The 19,976-nt window shown below is 66.1% G+C and carries 21 protein-coding genes; 12 read left to right on the top strand and 9 right to left on the bottom strand.

All coding sequences use genetic code 11. From position 1 onward, the window contains the following. Window positions 1-94: 94 nt before the first annotated feature. The 7 genes from OG611_RS02070 (at window position 95) to OG611_RS02100 (ending at window position 4,683) form a co-directional block, all read left to right on the top strand. Window positions 95-1,333: a serine hydrolase gene (locus OG611_RS02070; RefSeq protein WP_266414942.1), complete on the top strand. Its 1,239-nt coding sequence runs from the start codon at window positions 95-97 to the stop codon at window positions 1,331-1,333. Window positions 1,334-1,417: 84 nt separating this feature from the next. Further along, complete coding sequence (locus OG611_RS02075) at window positions 1,418-1,576, top strand: hypothetical protein (protein WP_266414943.1); 159 nt, start codon at window positions 1,418-1,420, stop codon at window positions 1,574-1,576. Between the two features lie 95 nt (window positions 1,577-1,671). Next, window positions 1,672-2,007, top strand: a complete 336-nt coding sequence (locus OG611_RS02080; protein ID WP_266414944.1) for a hypothetical protein — start codon at window positions 1,672-1,674, stop codon at window positions 2,005-2,007. A gap of 588 nt (window positions 2,008-2,595) precedes the next feature. Then, window positions 2,596-3,168 (top strand): dihydrofolate reductase family protein, encoded by a 573-nt coding sequence (locus tag OG611_RS02085; protein ID WP_266414945.1) that lies wholly within the window; start codon window positions 2,596-2,598, stop codon window positions 3,166-3,168. An 85-nt stretch (window positions 3,169-3,253) separates the two neighbouring features. Next, window positions 3,254-3,802, top strand: coding sequence for a hypothetical protein (locus OG611_RS02090; RefSeq protein WP_266414946.1), 549 nt, complete (start codon window positions 3,254-3,256; stop codon window positions 3,800-3,802). Window positions 3,803-3,831: 29 nt separating this feature from the next. Next, on the top strand, window positions 3,832-4,224 hold the full coding sequence (locus OG611_RS02095) for a helix-turn-helix domain-containing protein (protein WP_266414947.1): 393 nt from the start codon (window positions 3,832-3,834) through the stop codon (window positions 4,222-4,224). A gap of 48 nt (window positions 4,225-4,272) precedes the next feature. Beyond that, complete coding sequence (locus OG611_RS02100; RefSeq protein WP_266414948.1) at window positions 4,273-4,683, top strand: VOC family protein; 411 nt, start codon at window positions 4,273-4,275, stop codon at window positions 4,681-4,683. Here OG611_RS02100 and OG611_RS02105 read toward each other — a convergent pair. The 5 genes from OG611_RS02105 to OG611_RS02125 form a co-directional block, all read right to left on the bottom strand. Then, window positions 4,664-5,314, bottom strand: coding sequence for an ATP-binding cassette domain-containing protein (locus tag OG611_RS02105; RefSeq protein ID WP_266414949.1), 651 nt, complete (start codon window positions 5,312-5,314; stop codon window positions 4,664-4,666). The two genes, OG611_RS02100 and OG611_RS02105, sit on opposite strands and share 20 nt — an antisense overlap. A gap of 55 nt (window positions 5,315-5,369) precedes the next feature. Then, window positions 5,370-5,633 (bottom strand): hypothetical protein, encoded by a 264-nt coding sequence (locus OG611_RS02110; RefSeq protein WP_266414951.1) that lies wholly within the window; start codon window positions 5,631-5,633, stop codon window positions 5,370-5,372. A 31-nt stretch (window positions 5,634-5,664) separates the two neighbouring features. Then, entirely contained in the window at window positions 5,665-6,108 is a 444-nt protein-coding gene (locus OG611_RS02115; protein WP_266414953.1) for a hypothetical protein, read from the bottom strand. Window positions 6,109-6,281: 173 nt separating this feature from the next. Continuing rightward, entirely contained in the window at window positions 6,282-6,560 is a 279-nt protein-coding gene (locus tag OG611_RS02120) for a response regulator transcription factor (RefSeq protein WP_266414955.1), read from the bottom strand. A 544-nt stretch (window positions 6,561-7,104) separates the two neighbouring features. Continuing rightward, window positions 7,105-7,653 (bottom strand): ATP-binding protein, encoded by a 549-nt coding sequence (locus OG611_RS02125; RefSeq protein ID WP_266414957.1) that lies wholly within the window; start codon window positions 7,651-7,653, stop codon window positions 7,105-7,107. 319 nt (window positions 7,654-7,972) lie between these two features. Here OG611_RS02125 and OG611_RS02130 point away from each other — a divergent pair, with 319 nt between their 5' ends. The 5 genes from OG611_RS02130 (at window position 7,973) to OG611_RS02150 (ending at window position 13,229) form a co-directional block, all read left to right on the top strand. Continuing rightward, on the top strand, window positions 7,973-8,824 hold the full coding sequence (locus OG611_RS02130; protein ID WP_266414959.1) for a helix-turn-helix transcriptional regulator: 852 nt from the start codon (window positions 7,973-7,975) through the stop codon (window positions 8,822-8,824). An 11-nt stretch (window positions 8,825-8,835) separates the two neighbouring features. Next, window positions 8,836-9,027: a hypothetical protein gene (locus OG611_RS02135; protein WP_266414961.1), complete on the top strand. Its 192-nt coding sequence runs from the start codon at window positions 8,836-8,838 to the stop codon at window positions 9,025-9,027. Between the two features lie 280 nt (window positions 9,028-9,307). Beyond that, window positions 9,308-9,871 carry a dihydrofolate reductase family protein gene (locus OG611_RS02140; protein WP_266414963.1) on the top strand — a complete coding sequence of 188 codons (564 nt, stop codon included), beginning with the start codon at window positions 9,308-9,310 and terminating at the stop codon, window positions 9,869-9,871. A 260-nt stretch (window positions 9,872-10,131) separates the two neighbouring features. After that, entirely contained in the window at window positions 10,132-10,548 is a 417-nt protein-coding gene (locus OG611_RS02145; protein ID WP_266414965.1) for a hypothetical protein, read from the top strand. Window positions 10,549-10,553: 5 nt separating this feature from the next. Next, entirely contained in the window at window positions 10,554-13,229 is a 2,676-nt protein-coding gene (locus tag OG611_RS02150) for an AAA family ATPase (protein ID WP_266414967.1), read from the top strand. Between the two features lie 56 nt (window positions 13,230-13,285). On the opposite strand, the gene OG611_RS02155 is transcribed toward OG611_RS02150, so the two are convergent. From OG611_RS02155 to OG611_RS02170, 4 genes are read right to left on the bottom strand one after another with little or no spacing between them, the layout of a single operon-like run. Continuing rightward, a complete protein-coding gene (locus OG611_RS02155) occupies window positions 13,286-15,919 on the bottom strand; it encodes a TniQ family protein (RefSeq protein WP_266414969.1) in 2,634 nt (877 codons plus the stop codon). Then, window positions 15,916-17,031: an ATP-binding protein gene (locus tag OG611_RS02160; RefSeq protein ID WP_266414971.1), complete on the bottom strand. Its 1,116-nt coding sequence runs from the start codon at window positions 17,029-17,031 to the stop codon at window positions 15,916-15,918. Before OG611_RS02160 ends, OG611_RS02155 begins: the two co-directional genes overlap by 4 nt. Further along, a complete protein-coding gene (locus OG611_RS02165; RefSeq protein WP_266414973.1) occupies window positions 17,028-19,172 on the bottom strand; it encodes a helix-turn-helix domain-containing protein in 2,145 nt (714 codons plus the stop codon). Before OG611_RS02165 ends, OG611_RS02160 begins: the two co-directional genes overlap by 4 nt. Further along, on the bottom strand, window positions 19,169-19,840 hold the full coding sequence (locus OG611_RS02170) for a TnsA-like heteromeric transposase endonuclease subunit (RefSeq protein ID WP_266414976.1): 672 nt from the start codon (window positions 19,838-19,840) through the stop codon (window positions 19,169-19,171). The genes OG611_RS02165 and OG611_RS02170 overlap by 4 nt, the downstream gene beginning before the upstream one ends. Window positions 19,841-19,976 lie beyond the last annotated feature (136 nt).

Below are 19,976 nucleotides of genomic sequence, written 5' to 3' on the forward strand. Positions count from 1 at the left end.
GGCGGGCCCCCAACGATCAACCCCGGGACCCGCGTCGAGCGTCACTGGCACCGAGGGGCAGCACCTGCCCCTCGGTGACCTGGAGGCAAGACGCATGAGGCAACGGGCTACACGTATCTCCTTACTCGCTCTGGCGGTGACCGCGGCCGTGGGAGCGTCCGCATTCACCCCACCCGCACACGCTGCACAGCCACCGCAGAGCCACGAGGCGACCCGGGCCGCACTGCGGAACGTGGTCGAGAAGGGCGGACAACCCGGAGTCGCCGCCAAGACACTGGACGGCAGGAGCAGTTGGTACGGAGCGGCCGGTCACGCCGACACCGCCACCGGCCGCGAGCGTTCGCCCGGCGACCACTTCCGCGGGGCCAGCATCACCAAGACGTTCATCGCGACCGTCCTGCTCCAGCTGGAGGCGGAGGGGAAGCTGAGCCTGGACGACTCGGTCGAGACATGGCTCCCCGGCCTGGTGCGGGGCAACGGGTACGACGGAAGCAGGATCACCCTGCGCCAACTGCTCAACCACACCAGCGGCATCGCCAACCACACCTCGGACCCCGAGTTCGCGCACGACGCCGCCGGCCCCGGCTTCCCGGAGCACCGGTACGACACCCACACGCCCGAGGAACTGGTGGCCATCGCGCTGAAGTACCCGCCGCGGCCCGATCCGGAGAAGGCGCCGTTGTACTCGAACACCAACTTCGTCATAGCCGGAATGGTCATCGAGAAGGCGACGGGCCATACGTACGCACAGGAGGCCGCCCGCCGCATCATCCGGCCGCTGAAGCTGCGCGGGACATCGTTCCCCGGCACCGCACCACAGCTGCCGGACCCGCACCCCGTCGGCTACTCCCGCTTCCACCAGGACGCCCCCGACGCCGAGATCCACGACGCCACCGAGCAGAACATGACGTGGCTGGGCGCGTCCGGCGACATCATCTCCACCACCGGCGACCTCAACCGCTTCCAACGCGCCCTGATGCATGGCGAGTTGCTGCCCGCCGCACAGATGATGGACATGCTCGCCGAGGTATCGGCGGGCGACGGGACCGGGTACGGCCTCGGGGTCGAGTTCGCGGAGCTGTCCTGCGGCGTGAAGGTGGTGGGCAAGACCGGCCGCACGAACGGCTCCCTGTCCGCGATGGTCGGCACGCAGGACGGGAAGCACCAGCTGACGTTCAACGTCAACGGTGACTGGCTGGACGGCTCGCTCTACGTCGACGTGATCGAGGCGGAGTTCTGCGGCAAGGCGCCGCTCTCGACGCGACGGCCCCCGACCTCTCCCCCCGACTCCCTCCCCGATTCGTTCGCCGCTCTCCCCGGAGCCGAGGACTGACCGAGCGCGCCGGACCCCCTCTCTGATGCGGGAAGCCGTCAACTCGCCGTAGCGGCGCAAAAAGTCGCCGCTACGGTGTCCTGCATGACCGACATCAGCTTCTGGACGTCGCCGGCGGACCTTCTCGACACCCAGAGCATCAAGACCGGGCCGCGCCGGGTGGCGGTCGACTTCCTGGGCAACCAAGAATCGCGGCGTCACGCCGCCAACCCAGCCAACTCCGGGGCATGGCGGCAACCTTGACGCCGCTCCTGCCGTCTGTCGGATGAACGCACCCCTCTGCACAAGGGACAACGCACGGGCCCACAGCAGACCACGGGAAGGCCAGGCACACCACAATGGAACAGAATCAGCCGAGCCCCGAGCATGCAGCGCAGGAAAAGAGGAGTACCACCGAGACGTTCTACGAGGCCGTGTGGGGCTCTCCCATCCCCTTCGCCGTCCTTGCGGTCCTGGTGTGTATCAAGGCGGACAATGGTGACTGGTCCTTCGGCAAGGGCGTGGCATGGTGGATCTACCTGGGCGGCTGGGTTTCACTCGTCCTGATGGGTGTGTGGGCAGTGGCTCGGCGGAGGAAGCCGAAGTGGTCGACTGCCGTTGCTGCTGTGGTACTGCTGGTGGCGGCCGGTGGGTTCCAGCTCGCGCTCAACGGGTCGGCGGCCCCCTGGCACTGACCGACTTCCTTACGCGGTCACCGATCAGCCCATACACGGGCAGATGGATTCCAGCGGTCGTTCCACGTTGCCAGGGACTGGCTGGATCGCAGAAGTAGATCGGAGCCTCGAAGGAAGGCGTGATTGGTCAGGCCGATATGCCGCCTGGAGTTCCGGCAGTCTCAACGCCCGGTGCCACACGCCGTGTGAGCCCACCTCGACGTGGCTGGACAACCGTGACATCGTGCCGACCGACGACGGTAGCTATCGGATGTACCCGCCGTGGCGGCAAAGGAGTGGTGGGCGTCGCCCCCGAACGCCTCCGCGGCGCACTGGCGCAGCCCACCGGACCCTTCTACGGCGATCCCGACGACGTCCCCAACCTGCGAGGGTGACGTCAGCCACGTCGACACCTCGGGCACGTGCGTGGCTCCCCGAGATGATCCCGATGGTCGACGCCGCCGGATGAATGAGCGTCGACCGATGAGTTTCTCCATGATCAGCGGTCAGTCAGTAGTAAATAGTTGGTGCACCGCAGCCGCAAATACGGGCGAAGCAGGCACCGACCGAACTGCTGCTAACCAGCCACGTGACCTTGGGAGACCTCAGATGCGCACCCTGATCAGCACCGCCTTCATCTCGCTCGACGGAGTGGTGGAGGCCCCGGGCGGGGAGTCCGGCTACCGGAACGCGGGGTGGACCTTCAAGGACATCGAGTTCGTCCCGGAGGCCTTCGAGATCAAGGGCCGCGAGCAGCAGGAGGCCGCCGCGATGATGATGGGCCGGGTCAGCTACGAAGCTTTCAGCCCGGTCTGGCCGGACATGGCGGACTTCGCCGACTACAAGGTGATGCCGAAGTACGTCGTCTCCACCACCCTCACCGAGGACGACCTGGTCCAGAACTGGGGCGAGACCACGATCCTGCGCTCGCTCGACGAGATCGCCGCCCTGAAGGAGACCGACGGCGGCCCGATCATCATCCACGGCAGCGCCACCCTCAACCGCGCCCTCTCCGACGCCGGCCTGATCGACCGCTACCACCTCCTGGTCTTCCCCCTCCTCCTCGGCGCGGGCAAGCGCCTGTTCAGCGACGCGGACAAGGACACCCAGAAGCTGAAGCTCGTCGAGCACGAGGCGTACTCCAACGGCCTGCAGAAGAACGTCTTCGACGTCGTCCGCTGACGCCTCCGCCCGGCCCCGCACCGCGCCGGGCCGCGCCGGGCCGGGCCGGGCCGGGCCGCGTCGGGCCTCGCTAGGATCACCCTCCATGGCCGGTACAGGCGTCGCGCACAAGCAGCCCTTCCTCGTTCTGCACGACTACGGCATGGGCGGCTCGTGGTGGTGGGTCCGTGCACGGTCCGCACAGGAGGTGCTCGAAGCGTTCGCCTGGGTCGAGGTCGTCACCGACGCGGAGACCCTGGCCCGGTTCGAGGACGAGGGGCTGGAGGAGGTCGACATCGACGCACCCCGAATGCCTCCGGGGCTGGACGACCTGCACGCCGAGCGCGCCGCCCAGCGCGGCCGTGCGGGCTTCGGCGCGCTGGCCGGCAGGGACATCGTCCACCTGCGTCTTCGTGGCGACGACGAGGACGGCGAACCGGTCGACCAGCTGGTGGAGGTCGGACCCGACGGGCGCCGCTTTCGCCAGGTGGAGGTGGCCGAGGACGGTACGGCCCTGCGCAGCGGCCCCGACGACTGGCCGTTCAACCCGCCGGTCGTGGACCTCTTCGACCCGGCGCTGCCGAGCCAGGAGATCAGCCGCAGCGACTTCGAGGAACAGTGGGCACGGGCCCGCCAGGAAGACACCGGCCTGTAGATGCAGATGCCGTGTGGTGTCATAGCTCCGTGAACCGCGCCGTGGAGGAGACCAACCGCCGCATGCTCCGGGCGCGGGACGCGATGGACCGCGCCTATGCGCAGCCGCTGGATGTCCCGGCCCTGGCCCGGATCGCGCATGTGTCCCAGGCACACTTCACCCGTACGTTCCGGGCCACGTTCGGCGAGACACCCCACCGCTACCTGCAACGCCGCCGGGTCGAGCGCGCGATGTTCCTGCTGCGGGAGACCGACCGCAGCGTGACCGACATCTGCTACGAGGTGGGCTTCGGCAGCCCGGGTACCTTCAGCCGTACGTTCCGCGACATCGTCGGCCGCTCGCCCAGGACGTACCGCAAGGAAGCGACCCCCACGGGCGTCCCGACGTGTTTCACCATGACCTGGATGCGCCCGAGCAGCTGAGCAGTTTTGGATAAGTTCTTTTCGAGCGTGCCCCGTAGCGTGATGCACATGTTCAACGCCATCACGCACTCACAGATATACGTCCTCGACCAGGACGAAGCCCTCGACTTCTACGTCGGCAAGCTCGGCCTGGAGGTCAACGCCGATGTGGACATGGGCTTCATGCGCTGGCTGACCGTCAGCGTCCCCGGCCACCCCGAGCGCGAGATCATGCTGGAGAAGCCGGGCGCCCCGGCCATGTCCGACGAAACGGCCCAGCAGGTACGCGAGTTGGTGACCAAGGGCGCGATGGGCGGCTGGCTCATCCTCACCACGGACGACTGCCGCAAGACGTACGAGACGCTGCTGGCCCAGGGAGTCGAGTTCACCGAGGAGCCCACCGACCGCCCGTACGGAACCGACTGCGGCCTGCGCGACCCCTTCGGCAACCGCATCCGCTTCACCCAGCCGAAGACCTGAGCACATTCCCGATCGCGCAGCGGGGGCCGGAGCGAGAACGCACCGGCCCCCGCTTGCGTGTATCGCAGAGCGTGGCCAGGTAGCAATCGTTGTGATGCGGGTGCTGGTCCCGGACGAGCAGGCGGACCGCGTCGTCCCGGTGGCGCAGGGATACGTTGCCAAATATCGCGCTCGCTTTGAATGGGTGGAAGAGATCGCACTGCCACCGAGCAAGTCGCGGGGCTTCATCCATGCCATCGCGAGCCAGCTCTGAGGAGATACCGAGCCGCGCTCCGGCCGTGGCCGTGAGTCCGACCTTGTCCAACAACTCGTCTACCCGGCTGTCCGGCGCACCCACACCTGCCGCGACCATCCGCAGATGCGCTCCGACCCGGCGCTTGGGATGCCCCGCGACACCACCCAGCACCGCCCCCACCACCGTTGCGGGGGAACGCCACTCAGCGAGCGGCCGCCCGAGGTAGGTGGTCCGGCCCTCACCTCGGATGAGGCCCAGCATGACGCGAATGACCGTCGTCTTACCGGCCCCGTTCGCACCGAGAAATCCGGAGACCGTGCCGGCGGCCAATGACAGCGACACACCGTCCACAACCGCTTTGTCGCCATAGGTGCGTCGTAGGTCCGTTGCCTGCACAAGCGGTTCCCGGTCCGTCCGCGCAGCAGAGACCATTTTCGCCAAGGCCAAGGCATCAGCCATGGTTTGCCCAGAACACAACACCCATGATCAAGAGAATTCCGCAGCCGAAGACCGCTCCGATCCCAGGATTCCTGCGCTGCGCGATGACCAGGCCAAGCATCCCTAGAACTGGAATCCAGCCAGCCAAATAAACGATCCAGGCGATTTTCTGCATCAGCGGACTGCTGTCCGCCTTGAACAGCACCCATGCCACAAACACAAAGAGTGCCGGTGCGGCCCACAGGTTACGCTCGATCACTTCCTGACGTTCCGACAACAAAATCCTCCACGACCCATTTACGAATTTACTAGAAGTTGCTGATCAAGTACGAGATGACCTCGTCGATCACGTAAGCAGGCGCAACCTTGATGGCCCACTTCAGCGGGTTCCAATTGGGCAGGCTACCAACCCACTTCTTGAAGGCCTTACACCCTTTCTTCGCGGCCTTGATCGCAGCCTTTCCGTACTTGCTCTTGACTATCTCGTTGACCAGCTTCTTGGCTGCGCCGCCAATGCGCTTCGCTCCGACATCGCTCTGCGTACCAGGGGATGCCGAACCGGCATCGGCCGACGAGCCAACACTCGACGCACCGGCGGGCAGCGCGACGCCGACTTGCACTGCCCGCACGGCTGAAGCGGAAGACACGTCCCTGGAACGGTTGGCGTCCGCCGCCGATGCAGCCGGGGCCGCAGCACCGAGCGCGATCACCACAGCGAGTGCAGCAGCGGCCGTGTGCATCATGTTGTGCATCAGTACTCCTCCTGCTCGCCAGGAGGCACGGTGATTCGAAGAGTTGTGAGCGAGCACCATGCCTTGGCCGGAATTTCCGGCCGGCGAGATGGAGTCTCCGACGCGCTTTACATTTGCCGCTATTGAACCTTGGGGAGGTGACCCAAAGGGCATTGCCCTGCAGGGCAGATCAGCTAGTGGTGGGCATAGGTGAACAGTGCCGCCTCCAGTCGCGAAGACACGCCGAGTTTCCCTATGATGCTGCTCAAATGAGCTTTCACAGTACGCTCCGCAATGCCGAGTCGCCGGGCAATCGCTCGGCTTTCGGCAGCTCCTCCTATCAGCACGAGAACCTGGCGTTCGCGGCCAGTCAACAGCTGTGCTGCCGCCGGATCGCCGGGCACGGAACCAACGCCTGCTCTTGCAGTGATGTGCGGATCTATACCCGTTTCCAGGGCATCCTGCGTGGGCAAAGCAGATACACCTCCCCCATGGAGCGCCACGAACAGCGCCCGCCCACCCTAATGCATCTGTTCGCACCGGGAAAGGAGAATGCCAAACCACAGGGGACATATCTGATGCCTGCCGCGCCTCCGGCACCCACTAGTCAGCAAACAAAGGGAGGATGTCTAACATATTGGCCAAATTTCACCCGCCCTGAGACTCCTTCACTGCTTTGCAGCAAATAGATCGGCGGCGTTTTGCCTGGGGGCGGAAGCAGGGACCTGCCGGCCAGAGGCTGCCCGCCTTCGCCCGGTGCCCCCGAAGCAGCCGCTGCGGGCGAGTCGGCAGGCGTACAACGCGCGTGCCCCGCCGACCGCCACCGCCACCCCACCGCCACCGCCACCGCCACCGCCACCGCCACCGCCACCGGGAGGAACAACCCGGCTCCGACAGCGGAGCCAGTCACACAGAAGCCCCGCAGCCACACACGGTCGGCGACGGCAATACCGGTGAGCCCCTGCCGCCGGATCGGTGGACGGCCTCCCATCCGCTCCCCCGACCACCTCGTGGCCGTCAGCGCGGCAGCATCACCCAGGACTTGATGCCTGCACGCGGCGAAGATGCCTCGCTGACGCCCCACTCCCCACCCCAGTCGTCCACCACGGCCGACAGTAGCCAGAGCGCCCGCCGACGCCGCGTCTCGCAGAGGGTGGCCAGGTCCGGATCGGCGTGGTGCGGGTGCTGGTCCCAGACGAGGAGACGGACTGCGTCGTCTCGTTGACGCAGGGATACATAGAGCTCCCTCCCCGGGCTCATTCTGGCGGTGACCGCGACCAGCTCGTCCACGACGTGCATGGCCGGCCAGACGTACGGGGCGAGCCCGTGCGCCTCCAGCGCGGCGGCCACCGCAGTCCGCCCGATGAACGCGCTGCGGACGTCACCCGGCAACGTGAAACTCAGCCCGAGCCCACGCCCGGAGTGGCCTTTGGGGCGCAGATAGGGCCGGGGGTGCGACTGCGAGTGCGTTCGCAGGGTGGGATGCGGATACGGGTGCGTGAACGGGACCGGCATACGTGTCTCGGCGGCGGCCGGACAGAGTGCGGCGATCGGAGATGAGTGCATGGCTGACTCCCCTGATACGGGCGGTGAGTTGGCGGTGTCTCTCGTTTCGCGTGGGCGCGCACGGGTGGCTCACGTTGTTGTGTTGTGGACGAGCAGTGGCCTGTCTCCCTGACGCGGGACCGCCCCTCCCAGGGCAGGAGGTTGCGGGCAGAACCGCGTGATGCACTTCCGGCTCGTCTTCACTGAGTGAGCGGTGCGTGACCCAACGTAGCGCCTGAAGGGCAAAATTGCCCTCTCATATTGGAGAATGAACCCTTTCGTGGCCGAGTGACACGCACACGCGGCAGACTGCCGGTGACCGCATGCGGAAAGGAACGGCATGGCAGCAAGGACGTCTCCTACCGAACGTCAGAAGCGGCTCGGCGCCGAGCTGCGGAGAATGCGCACATCGGCCGACGTCTCCGCCGAGTTCGCGGCCGGCCTGCTCGGCGTGGACCGGGGCAAGATCTCGAATATCGAGGCCGGTACCCGCCCCATCAGCCCCGATCGACTGCGCACTCTGGCCTGCAACTGCGGCTGCACCGACGAGAAATACGTCGATGCGCTGGTCGAGATGGCCCAGTCACGCGGACGCAACTGGTGGGAGAAATATCGAGGTTCGCTTCCCCAGGGACTGCTCGACATCGCCGAACTGGAGATGCACGCGGTACGCATGCGGGCTGCGTACTCCGTGCACATCCCGGGGCTCCTCCAGACCTCGGACCACGCCCTGTCCCTCTTCCGCGTGGTAATCCCGCAGCTACCGGAGCGAGAGGTAGCGCTGAGGCTGGCACATCGCGTGGAACGGCAGGAGGTCCTGGACGGGGACGCCCCGCCTCCATACACAGGCATCGTCCACGAGGCCGCACTCCGGATGCAGTTCGGCGGTCGTGCCGTGGCACGCGCCCAGCTGGACCACTTGTTGAAGAAGTCCGAGCAGTCGAACATCACCTTGCTGGTCATCCCCTTCGAAGCGGGCGCCTTCCCCGGTGCCGGACAGACCGTCCTGTACGCAGAGGGGCCTGTACCTCAGCTCGACACCGTGCAGATCGACAACTCTCACGGCCCCGTCTTCGTCCACTCGGACGTTCAACTGGCTAAATACCGGGCTCACTTGGACTGGATGGAAGGCATCGCACTGTCACCGGACAAGTCGCGGGTCTTCATCCACAACATCGCACGCCAACTCTGAGGGGATGACCGATGTCGGACGTCAACTGGGAAGACTCGTTCTGCGGCGAAGGGAACTCCTGCTACCGGATAGGCACCGATGAACGGGGAAACAGCTACATCGCCGTCAGCGGCGCGGAGGAGCACTTCCTCACCGACAGCCGCGAAGCGCTCCAGCAAATGATCCGCGACATCAAGGCCGGCAAGGCCGACCACCTGCTGTAAGCGCAAAGGGCCCGGCACCGCGATGCGCTCGCGGTGCCGGGCTGTAGGGTCTCGCCGCCGATGACATGTCGATCTTCTGTGACCTGCTGGTTCTCTGTTGTCTCACCGCGATGTCACCCAAGATCAGTCTCAGATCGATGCCATTTCCTCGGCGGAACGATGAGTCTGCGGCTGAGCCACCGAGCACGAGGACTACATGTGAGCTCAGATCGCGCACCGATGAGTTTCCCGCGCCGCGCCGGTCTGTACGCGTGAGACCGACTCGCGAGAGGCTGGCGCCATGCGGAAACTGATCTACGGCATGAACCTGACCCTGGACGGCTGCATCGCCGCGCCCGGCGACGACATCGGCTGGAGCTTGCCGAGCGACGAGCTGTTCCAGTTTTGGTCCGACCAGTTGCAGGCGACCGACCTGTCGCTGTACGGGCGCAAGCTGTGGCAGACGATGAGCTCCTACTGGCCGACCGGCGACCAGCAGCCCAACGCCACCCCGGCGGAGATCGAGTTCGCGCGCCGCTGGCGGGACATGTCGAAGGTGGTGTTCTCCTCGACGATCGACAAGGTCGACTGGAACACCCGCCTGGTCACCGGCGACGCGGTCGCCGAGATCACCCGGCTCAAGGCCGAGGACGGCGGCCCGATGGACATCGGCGGCGCGACGCTCGCCGGGGCGGCCATGCGGGCCGGGCTGATTGACGAGTACGTGCTGGCCACCGCGCCGGTCCTGGTGGGCGGCGGCACGCCGTTCTTCACCGCGCTGGACAACTGGGTGAACCTCAACCTGGTGGAGACGCGGACGCTTCCCTGCGGCGTGATCCTGACCAGGTACGAGACGAGGCGCTGAGCGCCCGTCCTGGGTGACCCGGACTACCGCCCGAGCCATCCAAACGAGTGAAGCCCCTGAACTGCAAGTCTCATGGCAGTGGCATTTCTGCCATCCAACTCAGCCTCGCAGCATTTCTTCTGTCCGGTTTCCGCGGTCGTCTGCTCTGCCCACACGCAGGGCGTAGCTCACTTCATGCGGTTGACGATGCCAGTCCTGACTGGCGCATCCAAGCGTCTCCGGGAGGCGAATCCCCGCCCCTCAGCCAGTAGTCTGATGCGATGGTCGACGTGGGGGTAGGCGAGCTGCGGCGAAGCCGCGAGCGGCTCGCGAAACAGGGAGACGCCGCCGAACAAGCAGGGGACGGCGCGATCAGCGGGTTACTGCTTTTCTATGCTGCCGAGTGCGGGTTGAAGGCCGAGGTGCTGCGCTGGATTCTGCTGCGCGAGGACACTTCTGCACTACCCAGTGACCTGCGATCGCACAATCTGCGCCGCCTGGCCAAGGCGTTGAATCTTCAGGACCCCACCCCCGGGCAAGACCCACTGCGCTGCCGTCGGCACAAGGACAGCACTTGGATCGAGAGCCATCAGCTGCATGAGGCATGGCGCTATGGTGCAGAACTGTGCGCAGATGATCAGAAAGCTGCGTTGGAAGCTTTGAAGTCACTGGTGAAGGACGCCAGGAAAGGATCTTGAGCGTTATGGCTGGCAAGCTCTTCACCTGGGTGGACATCGATTCTCAACTGGCGGAGGCAGCTGCCGAGGGCCAGTGGCCACAGTGGCTGCTGGAGGTCGACGCCTGGTGGGACACTCTGGAACTGACGGTTCGCCCAGGTACTGAGAGTGGGGCCGTCCGCGACTGGCTGGACAGCCAATTCGGCCTCGGATCAGCAGCCGAAAATGACGCGGGCCTAGAACTCGCCCTGGATCGCCCCGCAGCTCACGCTCCCAGGTCGCTACCTGTACGCCTGGTCGAAGCGAACGATTCCGGAGCGGCCCCACGCCGTCCAAAACTCAGTGAACGTCGTGTCACCTCGGCACTGGGGGACGCCCTGCCGCGTCCAGAGGACGCTCAGTTCGCCAGCGACAAGCAGCTCATCGCATTTCACTCCTTCAAGGGCGGCGTGGGGCGCACGTTGCACGCCGTGGCACTGGCTGACTTCCTGGCCTCACAGGGCCAGCATGTTCTCCTCGTGGACGCAGACCTGGAGGCCCCCGGCATTACCTGGATGTACCAAGCGCAGGGGGGCCGCTGCGATATCGCGTACGAGGACGTCCTCGCCCTCCTGCACTCTTCCAAGCAGGGTGACCCCACGCAGGCAGTGGAAATCGCTGCCGCGTATCTTCCCAACCAGCGTGTCTCGCGATACCCAGGGCCAGGCCGCGTGACCGTGCTTCCCGGCAGCCGACGTACTCGGCTCGGCCCGCCCCGCATCGGCCCCACCGACCTATTGACCGAGGACCGCTCACCGTACTTCCTCAGTGAATCCCTTGCGGCCCTCGCTGTCGCAGCCGAGATCGACACCGTCGTATTGGACTTGCGGGCCGGAGCGTCTGAGCTGGCGGCGCCCATCTTGCTGGACCCCCGCGTGACGCGGATCTTCGTCACCACAGTCAGTAGCCAGTCCCTTCAAGGGACCGAGACCATGATCCGGCAGCTGGGCGCCCAGTCTCCAGCGGTGGCACGAACGGATCCGACTCCCGGCGCGATCGTGACGCAGTACCGGCTCGACGTCCATGACCTCCACGCCGAGGAAGCACGAACGGGGCTGGCCGCAGCCCTGTCGTCCACCATCACCATGGCGGCAACTGATGAGTACACCTCAGAAGATCTCGCGGTGGACGAACAAGTTCTGACCAAGCCGCTGCTGAGTCCGTTCCGCGAGGAGCTACTCGCGCTTCCGCAGAGCTGGGACGCAGTTGTGGAAGTCATCCGACGCTGCGGTCTGCCCAGCTTGCTCAGCGAGTTCGCACCGAGCATCACACCGGTAGGACCAACGTCCGCGGACGAGCCGTCAACCCTGGACCAGCGTCGACGTTCACTGGAAAGCACAGCAGGTCGTCTCGTCTTCGCTGAGCGACAGGGTATGGACTCCAGTCTCGGCTTCCTCACGACCGAGCCGGTACGTCGCCTGATCGCAGATCACAGCACCGACCTTCCAGTATCGGTCGTCGTCGGTGCGAAGGGCGCGGGCAAGACATTCACGTTCGCCAGGATGTGCACCGCAGGGACATGGGATGCTTTCGCGCGCGAGAACAGTCAGAGCGTCGAGCGGACAGCAATGGTCATTCCTGTCCTGGACCCGGCCAACATCGCGGAGCCGCAAACCGGCATGCTTTCACCGCAGGCGCTCAGAGACCGCGCTGCAGGTGGGCCAGGCGTCACGGCCGATGAACTCCGCAGCCATCTGAACGCCGGCCTCAGGGACGCACGGGCCACTGACGCAGAGTTCTGGAGGCAGCGCTGGCTGGAATGCCTGGCTTGGTCAGCCGGTGCGGCCCGCGACGAACCAGCTGAAGAATTCCTCATCCAACGGACCCTGGAGACGTCCGGAGCCTGCCTCTTCGTGATCGACGGCTTGGAGGATTGGCTGGAGTCTCTGGAGGCGGAACCTCGACGCATCGCCCTCCGAACACTGCTGATTGATGTTCCTTCCTGGCTCCGTCGCCTTCGCAACCGCTCGCTCGGCCTCGTGGTATTTGTGCGTCAGGACCTGGTCCGCGCGGCGATCAAGCAGAACCTCGGGCAGTTCCTCGACCGCTACGCCCCCTACGAGCTCCGCTGGGACACAGAAGATGCGCTCAGGCTCTCGCTGTGGATTGCGTCAAGTGCCGACGCTGTAAGGACGCCAGAGACTCCGATCGCGGACATGGCTTTCGATGAGATCGTCCACGCGCTCCTTCCTCTATGGGGCGCGAAGCTCGGTACCGAGAATTCACGTGAAGCATGGACAGAGCGGTGGGTCCCTGCGGCTCTCGCGGACTTCAACGAACAGATCCAAGCCCGCGATGTCGTCCGCTTCCTGCGCGAGGCGGCTGCCGCTTCCACTGGCGACGAGCGCTGGCCGGACCGAGTGCTGACTCCGGCGGCCATGCGTCACTCTCTGGGTGCGTGCAGCCGTGCGAAGGTGGAGGAGATCAACCAGGAGAATCCTCGCCTCGGGAAACTCTTGCGGCACATGGCAACCTTCTCAGACTCCGTCAAGATGCCCTTTGATGCAGCTGACCTGAACCTGGTCCCTGATGATGTCGAAGCCCTAGAGCAGTGGGGCGCAATGGCCAGAGACTCCGACGGGCGCTACCGAATGCCTGAAATCTACCGACACGCCCTAGGCTTCCGCACGCAGGGCAGGGCACGCGTGGTTCGGGGTGTGTGAAGTTTAGAAGGCCGTTCATTCCTGGCGGCAGCGATGCTTCCCGAAGGACATCGGTGTCAGGACCTGGATAGCCAGTCCATTGCGGCCCTGGCGACCCGCTTACCGAGTGGCGTGAGTTTCATGGGGCGGCCTCGTTCGGCTCGTTCGAGCAGTGGGCCGCCCAGTTCGCGGGCCAGACGGTTGATCTGAGCGACGAGGGTGGGCCCGTTTACACCCATGTCGCGGGCTGCCGCGCCGAGGGTGGGATAGGCGGAAGCTTTCACGAACCGCCGGAGTCGCTCTTCGGCGGCAAGGCCGTTGAGTACGGGTCGCAGCAAGCGGGGAGCCTGTCTGGCTGTGTCCCGGATGCGGAGGCTCTCGTCATGGCTTGCGCCGCCGCGAGGACGCAAGGGGATCTTGTGCGTCCTGGCCCACTTGGCGACGTTCGACATGGTCATGCCGGTCTCTTCGGCGATGTCGGCGAGAGTGCGACGGCGTGTGACGTACTGCTCGTGGAGCCATTCGCGGGTGATCTCCTGACGGTGTCGGTACTCCTTCGGAGTGCGGATCGGGATCCTGTACTCGTCGGCGATGCCTCTGATCACGTCAGCTTTGACGCCGTAGAGCTCTCCGATGGCGCGCAGGGACATCCGCTGGTCGATGTAGAGCCGTGCGAAGGTGGCTGAGTCGAGGGCTTCGCGGACGGCATCGGAGACGGGGGCGGGCCACGCGCGTCGTTCGCTTGTATCGGGTGCCGGGTGCCGGTCAAGAAGGCAGCGCACGACGTCGATCGTCGTATGCAGGTGGGCGGCGGCCTGGGTAGCCGTCATTTCGTCGTGGCGGATCAGCCTGTGCAACTCCTTGATATCGATCTCGGAGAGGCGATGTCCGGGCAGGCTGAGGTCGTGGAGGAGATTGTCCGGCGGGTACCAGGTCGCGGGTTCGTCAGTGATGCGGTTGCGCCGTAGAAACTCCTCGACCGCGTGGTCGAGATGCGTGAGGAGTTCGGGGGTCAACCGGAGGTGGCGCATGGCGTGTTGGGTGCGGGCGGAATCGTTCTCCGGGATGCAGGTGGGTGGAGCCATTCGGGCGGGCAGGCCACTGATGCGTAGGAACAGGTAGTTCCTGAAGAGCCGGGCGAGGGTGCTGGTGCTGCGGACGATGTCGAGTTGCCGGGCAATATCGGCCCATTGGCCGTCGGGGAGTAGGAGGGTGTAGTCGATGCGTCGGCGCCGCTCATAGTCGATCGGGGCAGGGTGGGTGTCGATGTAGTCCGCAATATGGATCATCGCGGCCTGGATATCCGGCCACTGCTGGTGTTCTCGCAGGTGGCCGAGCATGCGGGAGGACATGAATCCGGTGGTGGCCTGGCCCAGGAGTTCGGCGATGACGTCAATGGACTGGCGGTTGCCGACGAGCCCGATGAGACATGACAGGGCAGGCCTCATGATCCGGTAGTCGTGGAGTTCGGGCGGTACGAGGGGCAGGGCGAGTTCGGGCCAGAATGCGGCAGGAAGTGAGCGGATACGCCGGGCGGGGATGTCGTGTGGTTGGGTACCTGGACGGGACGTCTGAACGCGGAAGCGGAGCTGGTAGACGGCCTGGAGCTGAGGGCCGATGGTCGCGAGCTGGACTGCTCGGAGGGTTTCGGTGGTGCCCGTGCCCCAGGGGGCGAGCAACCTCCGGCCGGGTGATGGGCGAGACTCGCGGTCGCCTTGGGTGATCCAGCGTGCAGCGGTGCCGGCTTGCTGGATGTCCGGCCGGGTGAGGATGTTCACTGCGAGGACGACACCGGCCGCGGTCATGGCAGCGCTCTTCGGGCTTTGCATCCCCACGCGGGCCTCAGTGCCGACATCGGACGGGGCGAAAAGGGCGTTCAACTCGTCGGCGCTGATGGGGAGATCCGCTGGTAGTCGTTCGGCCAGGGTGTGGCGGGGAGCGTGGAACAGAATCTCCCCGACGAGCGCGCGCAGGTCGGCGAGGGCGCCGAGTGCGGATTGCGGATGGTTGGCGTAGGGGCCGAAGGCTGCGGTGCCGGAGTCGGCGATCACGTACACGAGCCGTTGTGCGTCCAGCACGGGATGGTCGGCGTCGAGGAGCGGGGTGGCCGTCTGGGCAAGATCGGCGTCGCAGCGCCGTCGGCCGGGATCAGTGCTGCCCGCTTGCAAGGTGTTCGGGCAATGCCCAGGATGTGGGATCTCGCGAGTTGCCGGAGCCCGGGTTCTCTGTCGGCTTCGGCACTGCGGGCAGTGGTCGGCCAGCAGCCGGTTGTGCCTGATGCAGGCGAACGACCAGCCCAGTCGCCAGCCCAGCTGCCAGCGGCCTCCCGACTCGGCCAGGCACTCCGTACAGAAACGTGCGCCAGTACTCTTCCCCCAGCGCGTCGCATTGAGCGCCAGGCCGGAGCGGGGGTCGAGGTCCAGGACCCGCTGGTCGTAATGGGCCAGGGTCATCGCGTGCAGGGTCGCGACGGGCGTGCCGGTGGCCTCGGCGATGGACGCTGCCATGCCCGGGGAGAGCCGCCTGGTCAGCGACTCGGTCGAGGCCCTTCCGACCGGGAGTTCATCATCGAGCACGTGCAGCCCCAGGCCGTTGAGAACATCGCCGAGCGGCGTGTGAAGGCGGTGCGCAAGTGCCTCGAGCCAGGAATCAAGCGCCTCACCCGGTAGTGCCTCCAGCCTGATGGGAAACGTCCCCGGAGTAGTCCTCATGCGGACTGGCGTGATCGGGGGCGGCTGGTCAGTCGGCGGGCTTCCAGTGCCGCTTCGAGTTCGCGCCGGGCGTTCTCGGACGCCTCGTCGTTCTTCACACGGTCGAGCAGGTCCTTGTCCAGGCACTCGCTGCCGCTGCGGACGGCCCGCTGGCAGCCACGGTTGATCAGCGTCATGAGGGAGCCAATGTGGCCGGTGCTGCGGGAGAAGAGGTAGTCGGACAGGTCGTGCGCGAGCATCCCGGGGTACTTGTCTGCCAGGACGATGCGCTGTTCCAGCGCCAGGAGCATCTGGTTCCACTCCCGTCGCCCGGCCTCGTTCGTGATCGTGAAGGGCCGCATGTCCAGCCGGGTTGTGCGGCGTCCGGTCTGGGCCAGCGCGGTGTCCCCTGCTGCGGATCCCTCGCTGAACAGCCCCTTGTCGGCCAGCCCGACCCCGACCATCAGCAGGGTCACGGGGAACTCGTTGGCGATCCACTTCAGATGGTTGCTGACCTCGATGCCACTCGTTTTGCCCCACTTGAGGAAATGCAGGTCATCGAGGGCGAGTACGCGGACCTCGCAGGACAGCACGCAGTCCAGGGCCCGCCGGCCGAGCTGGACGGTGGTGCCCCGGGACCGGCCGGGATGCTCGAAGAACTCCAGCATGGCCCGGTTGAGGTCCTTCATGCCGGTGTTGCCGGTCAGCCCAACCCGGCAGACCGGCCACCGCTCGTGCCCCTGATCGGTGAATTCGCCCTTCTCCGCGATCTCTCTTCGGTGGAACTCGCGTAGAAAGGCCAGTACCGACGTGGTCTTACCCAGGCCAGGAAAGGCGTCAACGGCCACGGCCCCCTTGGCCTTGTCGCCGTCCTGCAAGTTGCTGTCGGTGATGTCCCACAGGTCCTCGTGCAGCTCGACCAATTGCGGGGTCTTGATTGGCCCAAAGTTGGCATGCCATTCCCGTCGCGACCGGTCGTACCCGGCCCGCGCCTGCGAGCCGAGCACCTTGAGCTGCTTCCGGGTCAGCACCTCGGGCTGTTGTCGCCGGGGTGCGTCGGCGAACGCCTTGAAGTCCTCCTTCTTCGACAGAGCCAAGTTGCCCAGGTTCGACAGTCCGGCAACAGGGCTCACACATCCTCCAAGGCATCGGCGTAGAAGTCGTCCTCGTCGGCGAGGTCTTCCAGATCAGCGTCGTCGTCATCTCCTGACTCGGCCTCCGGCTCCGGCTCCACTTCGGCTGTCTCCGACCGGCCCTCCTCCTGCCCCAACGCCTTGCGTACGGAGGGCAGCGAAATGACCGGTTCCGTCTCGCCCTCGGTCCCCGGCAGCTCGATTCCGGCCTGCTCCCGCGACAGCCGCAACACCATCCGCCGCTCGACGATCGAGGTCCCCAGGCCGAGGTTCCAGCGCTCCAGCAGATCAGCGACGGCCAGCCGGTCATCGGGATAGCGGTACTTTGCCGCCGCCAGCTTCCGGGCGAACGCCAGCGCGTCCTCGCTCAGCGGCATATCGGCCGACGGCGCGTGCTCCCAGACCAGCGGATGCCAGCGGCGATCGGCCGGATCACGGAAGTAGATCCGGGTGATGTCATCGGGGTCCACCTGGAAGGGCCAACTGCCCTCGGCCGGGCCCCGGTGAGGGCTCTTGGCATTGCGGTACGGATTGAGCGCGGGCCCGTTGTAGCGGCGGCGGCCGATCTCGACACCGTAGTGCTGGATCGTGCGCCACTCGGTCCGCAGGAACTCAAAGGCCAGGTCACGATCCCGGGGCACCTCGATGTAACCGGCCCTGGCCATGCCGTGCTCGAACATCGCGGCAGGTGACAGCCGCAATCCCGGCACACCGGGATCGACCAGCCCCGCATGCGGCCGGCAGTGATACACCGTCGCGGTCCACTCCCGGACGATCTCCTCCAGCTCGTCGAGGAAGAAGAACGCGTCGTCCTCCGGGCTCTCGCCCCGCGAGTGGATGTCCGGTCCCTTGTAGCCCGGCAGGGCCTGCAGAAGCCCCTCCCGCAGGGTCCGGAAGTACCGCTCCACGGGACCCTTGTCCCGGCCCGTCCGCAGCCTCGCAGGCTGCACCGACACCCCCAACCGGCGGCAGACACTGGTCAGATGCTCCGAGACGTACACCTTGCCGTGATCGACCACCAACGTCTCCGGCACCAGTGGCGGCGAGGCGAAACCCGGGCCCTCAGCCGCCTCGACGTCCACCAGGACCGTTCGCGGAATGCCGTGCTCGGGCCAGACCGCATGCCGCGGCCAGTCACGCCCCGCCGGACGGGGACGGAACGACTGATAGAGCACCGCACTGATGTCGACCGCCTTCGTGGAGACCGGCGTGATCCGAACCCCGGTGATGCAGCGGGTGTACCAGTCCATACCGACCGAAAGCTCGGCTTGCAGCCACCGCAGTGTGACCGGATCGAAGGCGAACACATCCAGCCGCGTGGAGTCCATCACCAGGTACTCGCCCGGCCGTGTCGGCCGCAGCTTCCCGTAGACCCCGTCCGGACGATCCGCGATGTCCCGGTTCCGCTTCGTGCTCAGCCGGAAAAGCGGATGCTGCCGCTCCAGATCCTCAAGCAGCCGAAACGCCGTCGCACGGCTCGGCAGCTTCACCACATCCGCCCCGAACCGTGCGATCACCCGGGCCCGAGTCCGCTCGATCTCCATCGTCCGCGACGGTTTCGACTCCCCGGTGTGCTCGACCATCACCTCCAACGCGGTTTCCACCCACCGCTCGTCCGCCTTCACCTGCGACCTGCGGACCAGTCCCTTCTTCGGTGCCAGACCGGCCTCGCCATGACTGCGGAAGTCAGCGACCCACTGCTTCACCGTACGAAGAGACACCCCCAGTTCGGCCGCCTTCGCCGCGTACCGGGCTTCCCGGGACAGCTCCGGGTTGTACTCCTGGCGGGGCTCGTCCTCCCGCGCCAGCTCCGAACTACCCGACCGGAAGCCTGTGATGACCTCTCGCACGTGCTCGGACCGCTCCAGGAGCTTCGCCCGCTCCGCCGTCCCCAGCTGCCCCAGCGCCACGGACGCGATCTCTACGTCGTCTTCGGCCGACGGCCCCGGCTCATCAGGAATGATGGCCGCCCGGTCGGAGAACAGCAGCTCCGCGAGTGACAGTCGCAGCAGCCGCCCCCGGCCGTCCTTCAGGACTACTTCATTGCCTGCCGTGGTCGCAGCCATCTGCACCACCTCGACGGTCTCTCCGTCGTAGCGGAACCGCGTACCGACCCCGACCCTTGCTCCAGCACCGCTCATGCCGACCTCCGACACACTCGGGACGGATCGAGCGGGCGATCGAGATCCACGAGGAGCTCACGGGTCCAGAGCAAATGGTGCACCGCGGCCCGCACTTGCGGCTCGGCGTATCCCGGAACCCGGCTCGTGATCTGCCCCAACGGAACACCATCGAGATCGGCACCACGCAGCTCGTCCAGGAGATCGGTGCCGAACAGCCAGGACCTGCGATAGCCGGCCAGAAAGCGGATGTTCTCCAACTCCGCCGGTGGCGGCTCGCTCCAAACCTCGTACTGCCAGCCGCGCGACTCCACCGCCCTGCGGGTCCAGTCGAAGGTGAAGGCCACTTCAGGCTTGGACACCCGGCGCAGCGGTTTGACATCCACCACCACGGGCCCTTGCCCGGTGATCAGCAAGTAGTCCGGGATGTGCTTGCGAACCTTCCCTTCCAGTGCCGCCTTCAGCAGGAACGGCTGGGCCACGATGTGGCGTACGGAAGGATCGAAATCGGCGAAGAGCAGGCGCGCCAACTCCAGCCGCGACTCGTAGATCACGTGGTCGCTCGTCGTCGCCGACCAGTAGATACCCGAGTAGTGCCGCTGCCCCTTGAACCAGCGAAACGTTCGCCATGGCACCGCCGACGCCAAGAGCTCGACGGACACCTCGCTCCAGGGCCGGTCCTCCACCACCGCACGCCCCTCGGGACGGACGCTCACGGACGCAGCAAATTCCCCCACCGCACACCCCCAGCCACACATCAACTTCCTGTGCAGCAAAGGTTCCAGCGCAGCGAACGCGGGCGGGATGGTTCACTGCTCTCGCCAC

The sequence above is a fragment of the Streptomyces sp. NBC_01363 genome, from assembly GCF_026340595.1.
Classification (GTDB): Bacteria; Actinomycetota; Actinomycetes; order Streptomycetales; family Streptomycetaceae; genus Streptomyces.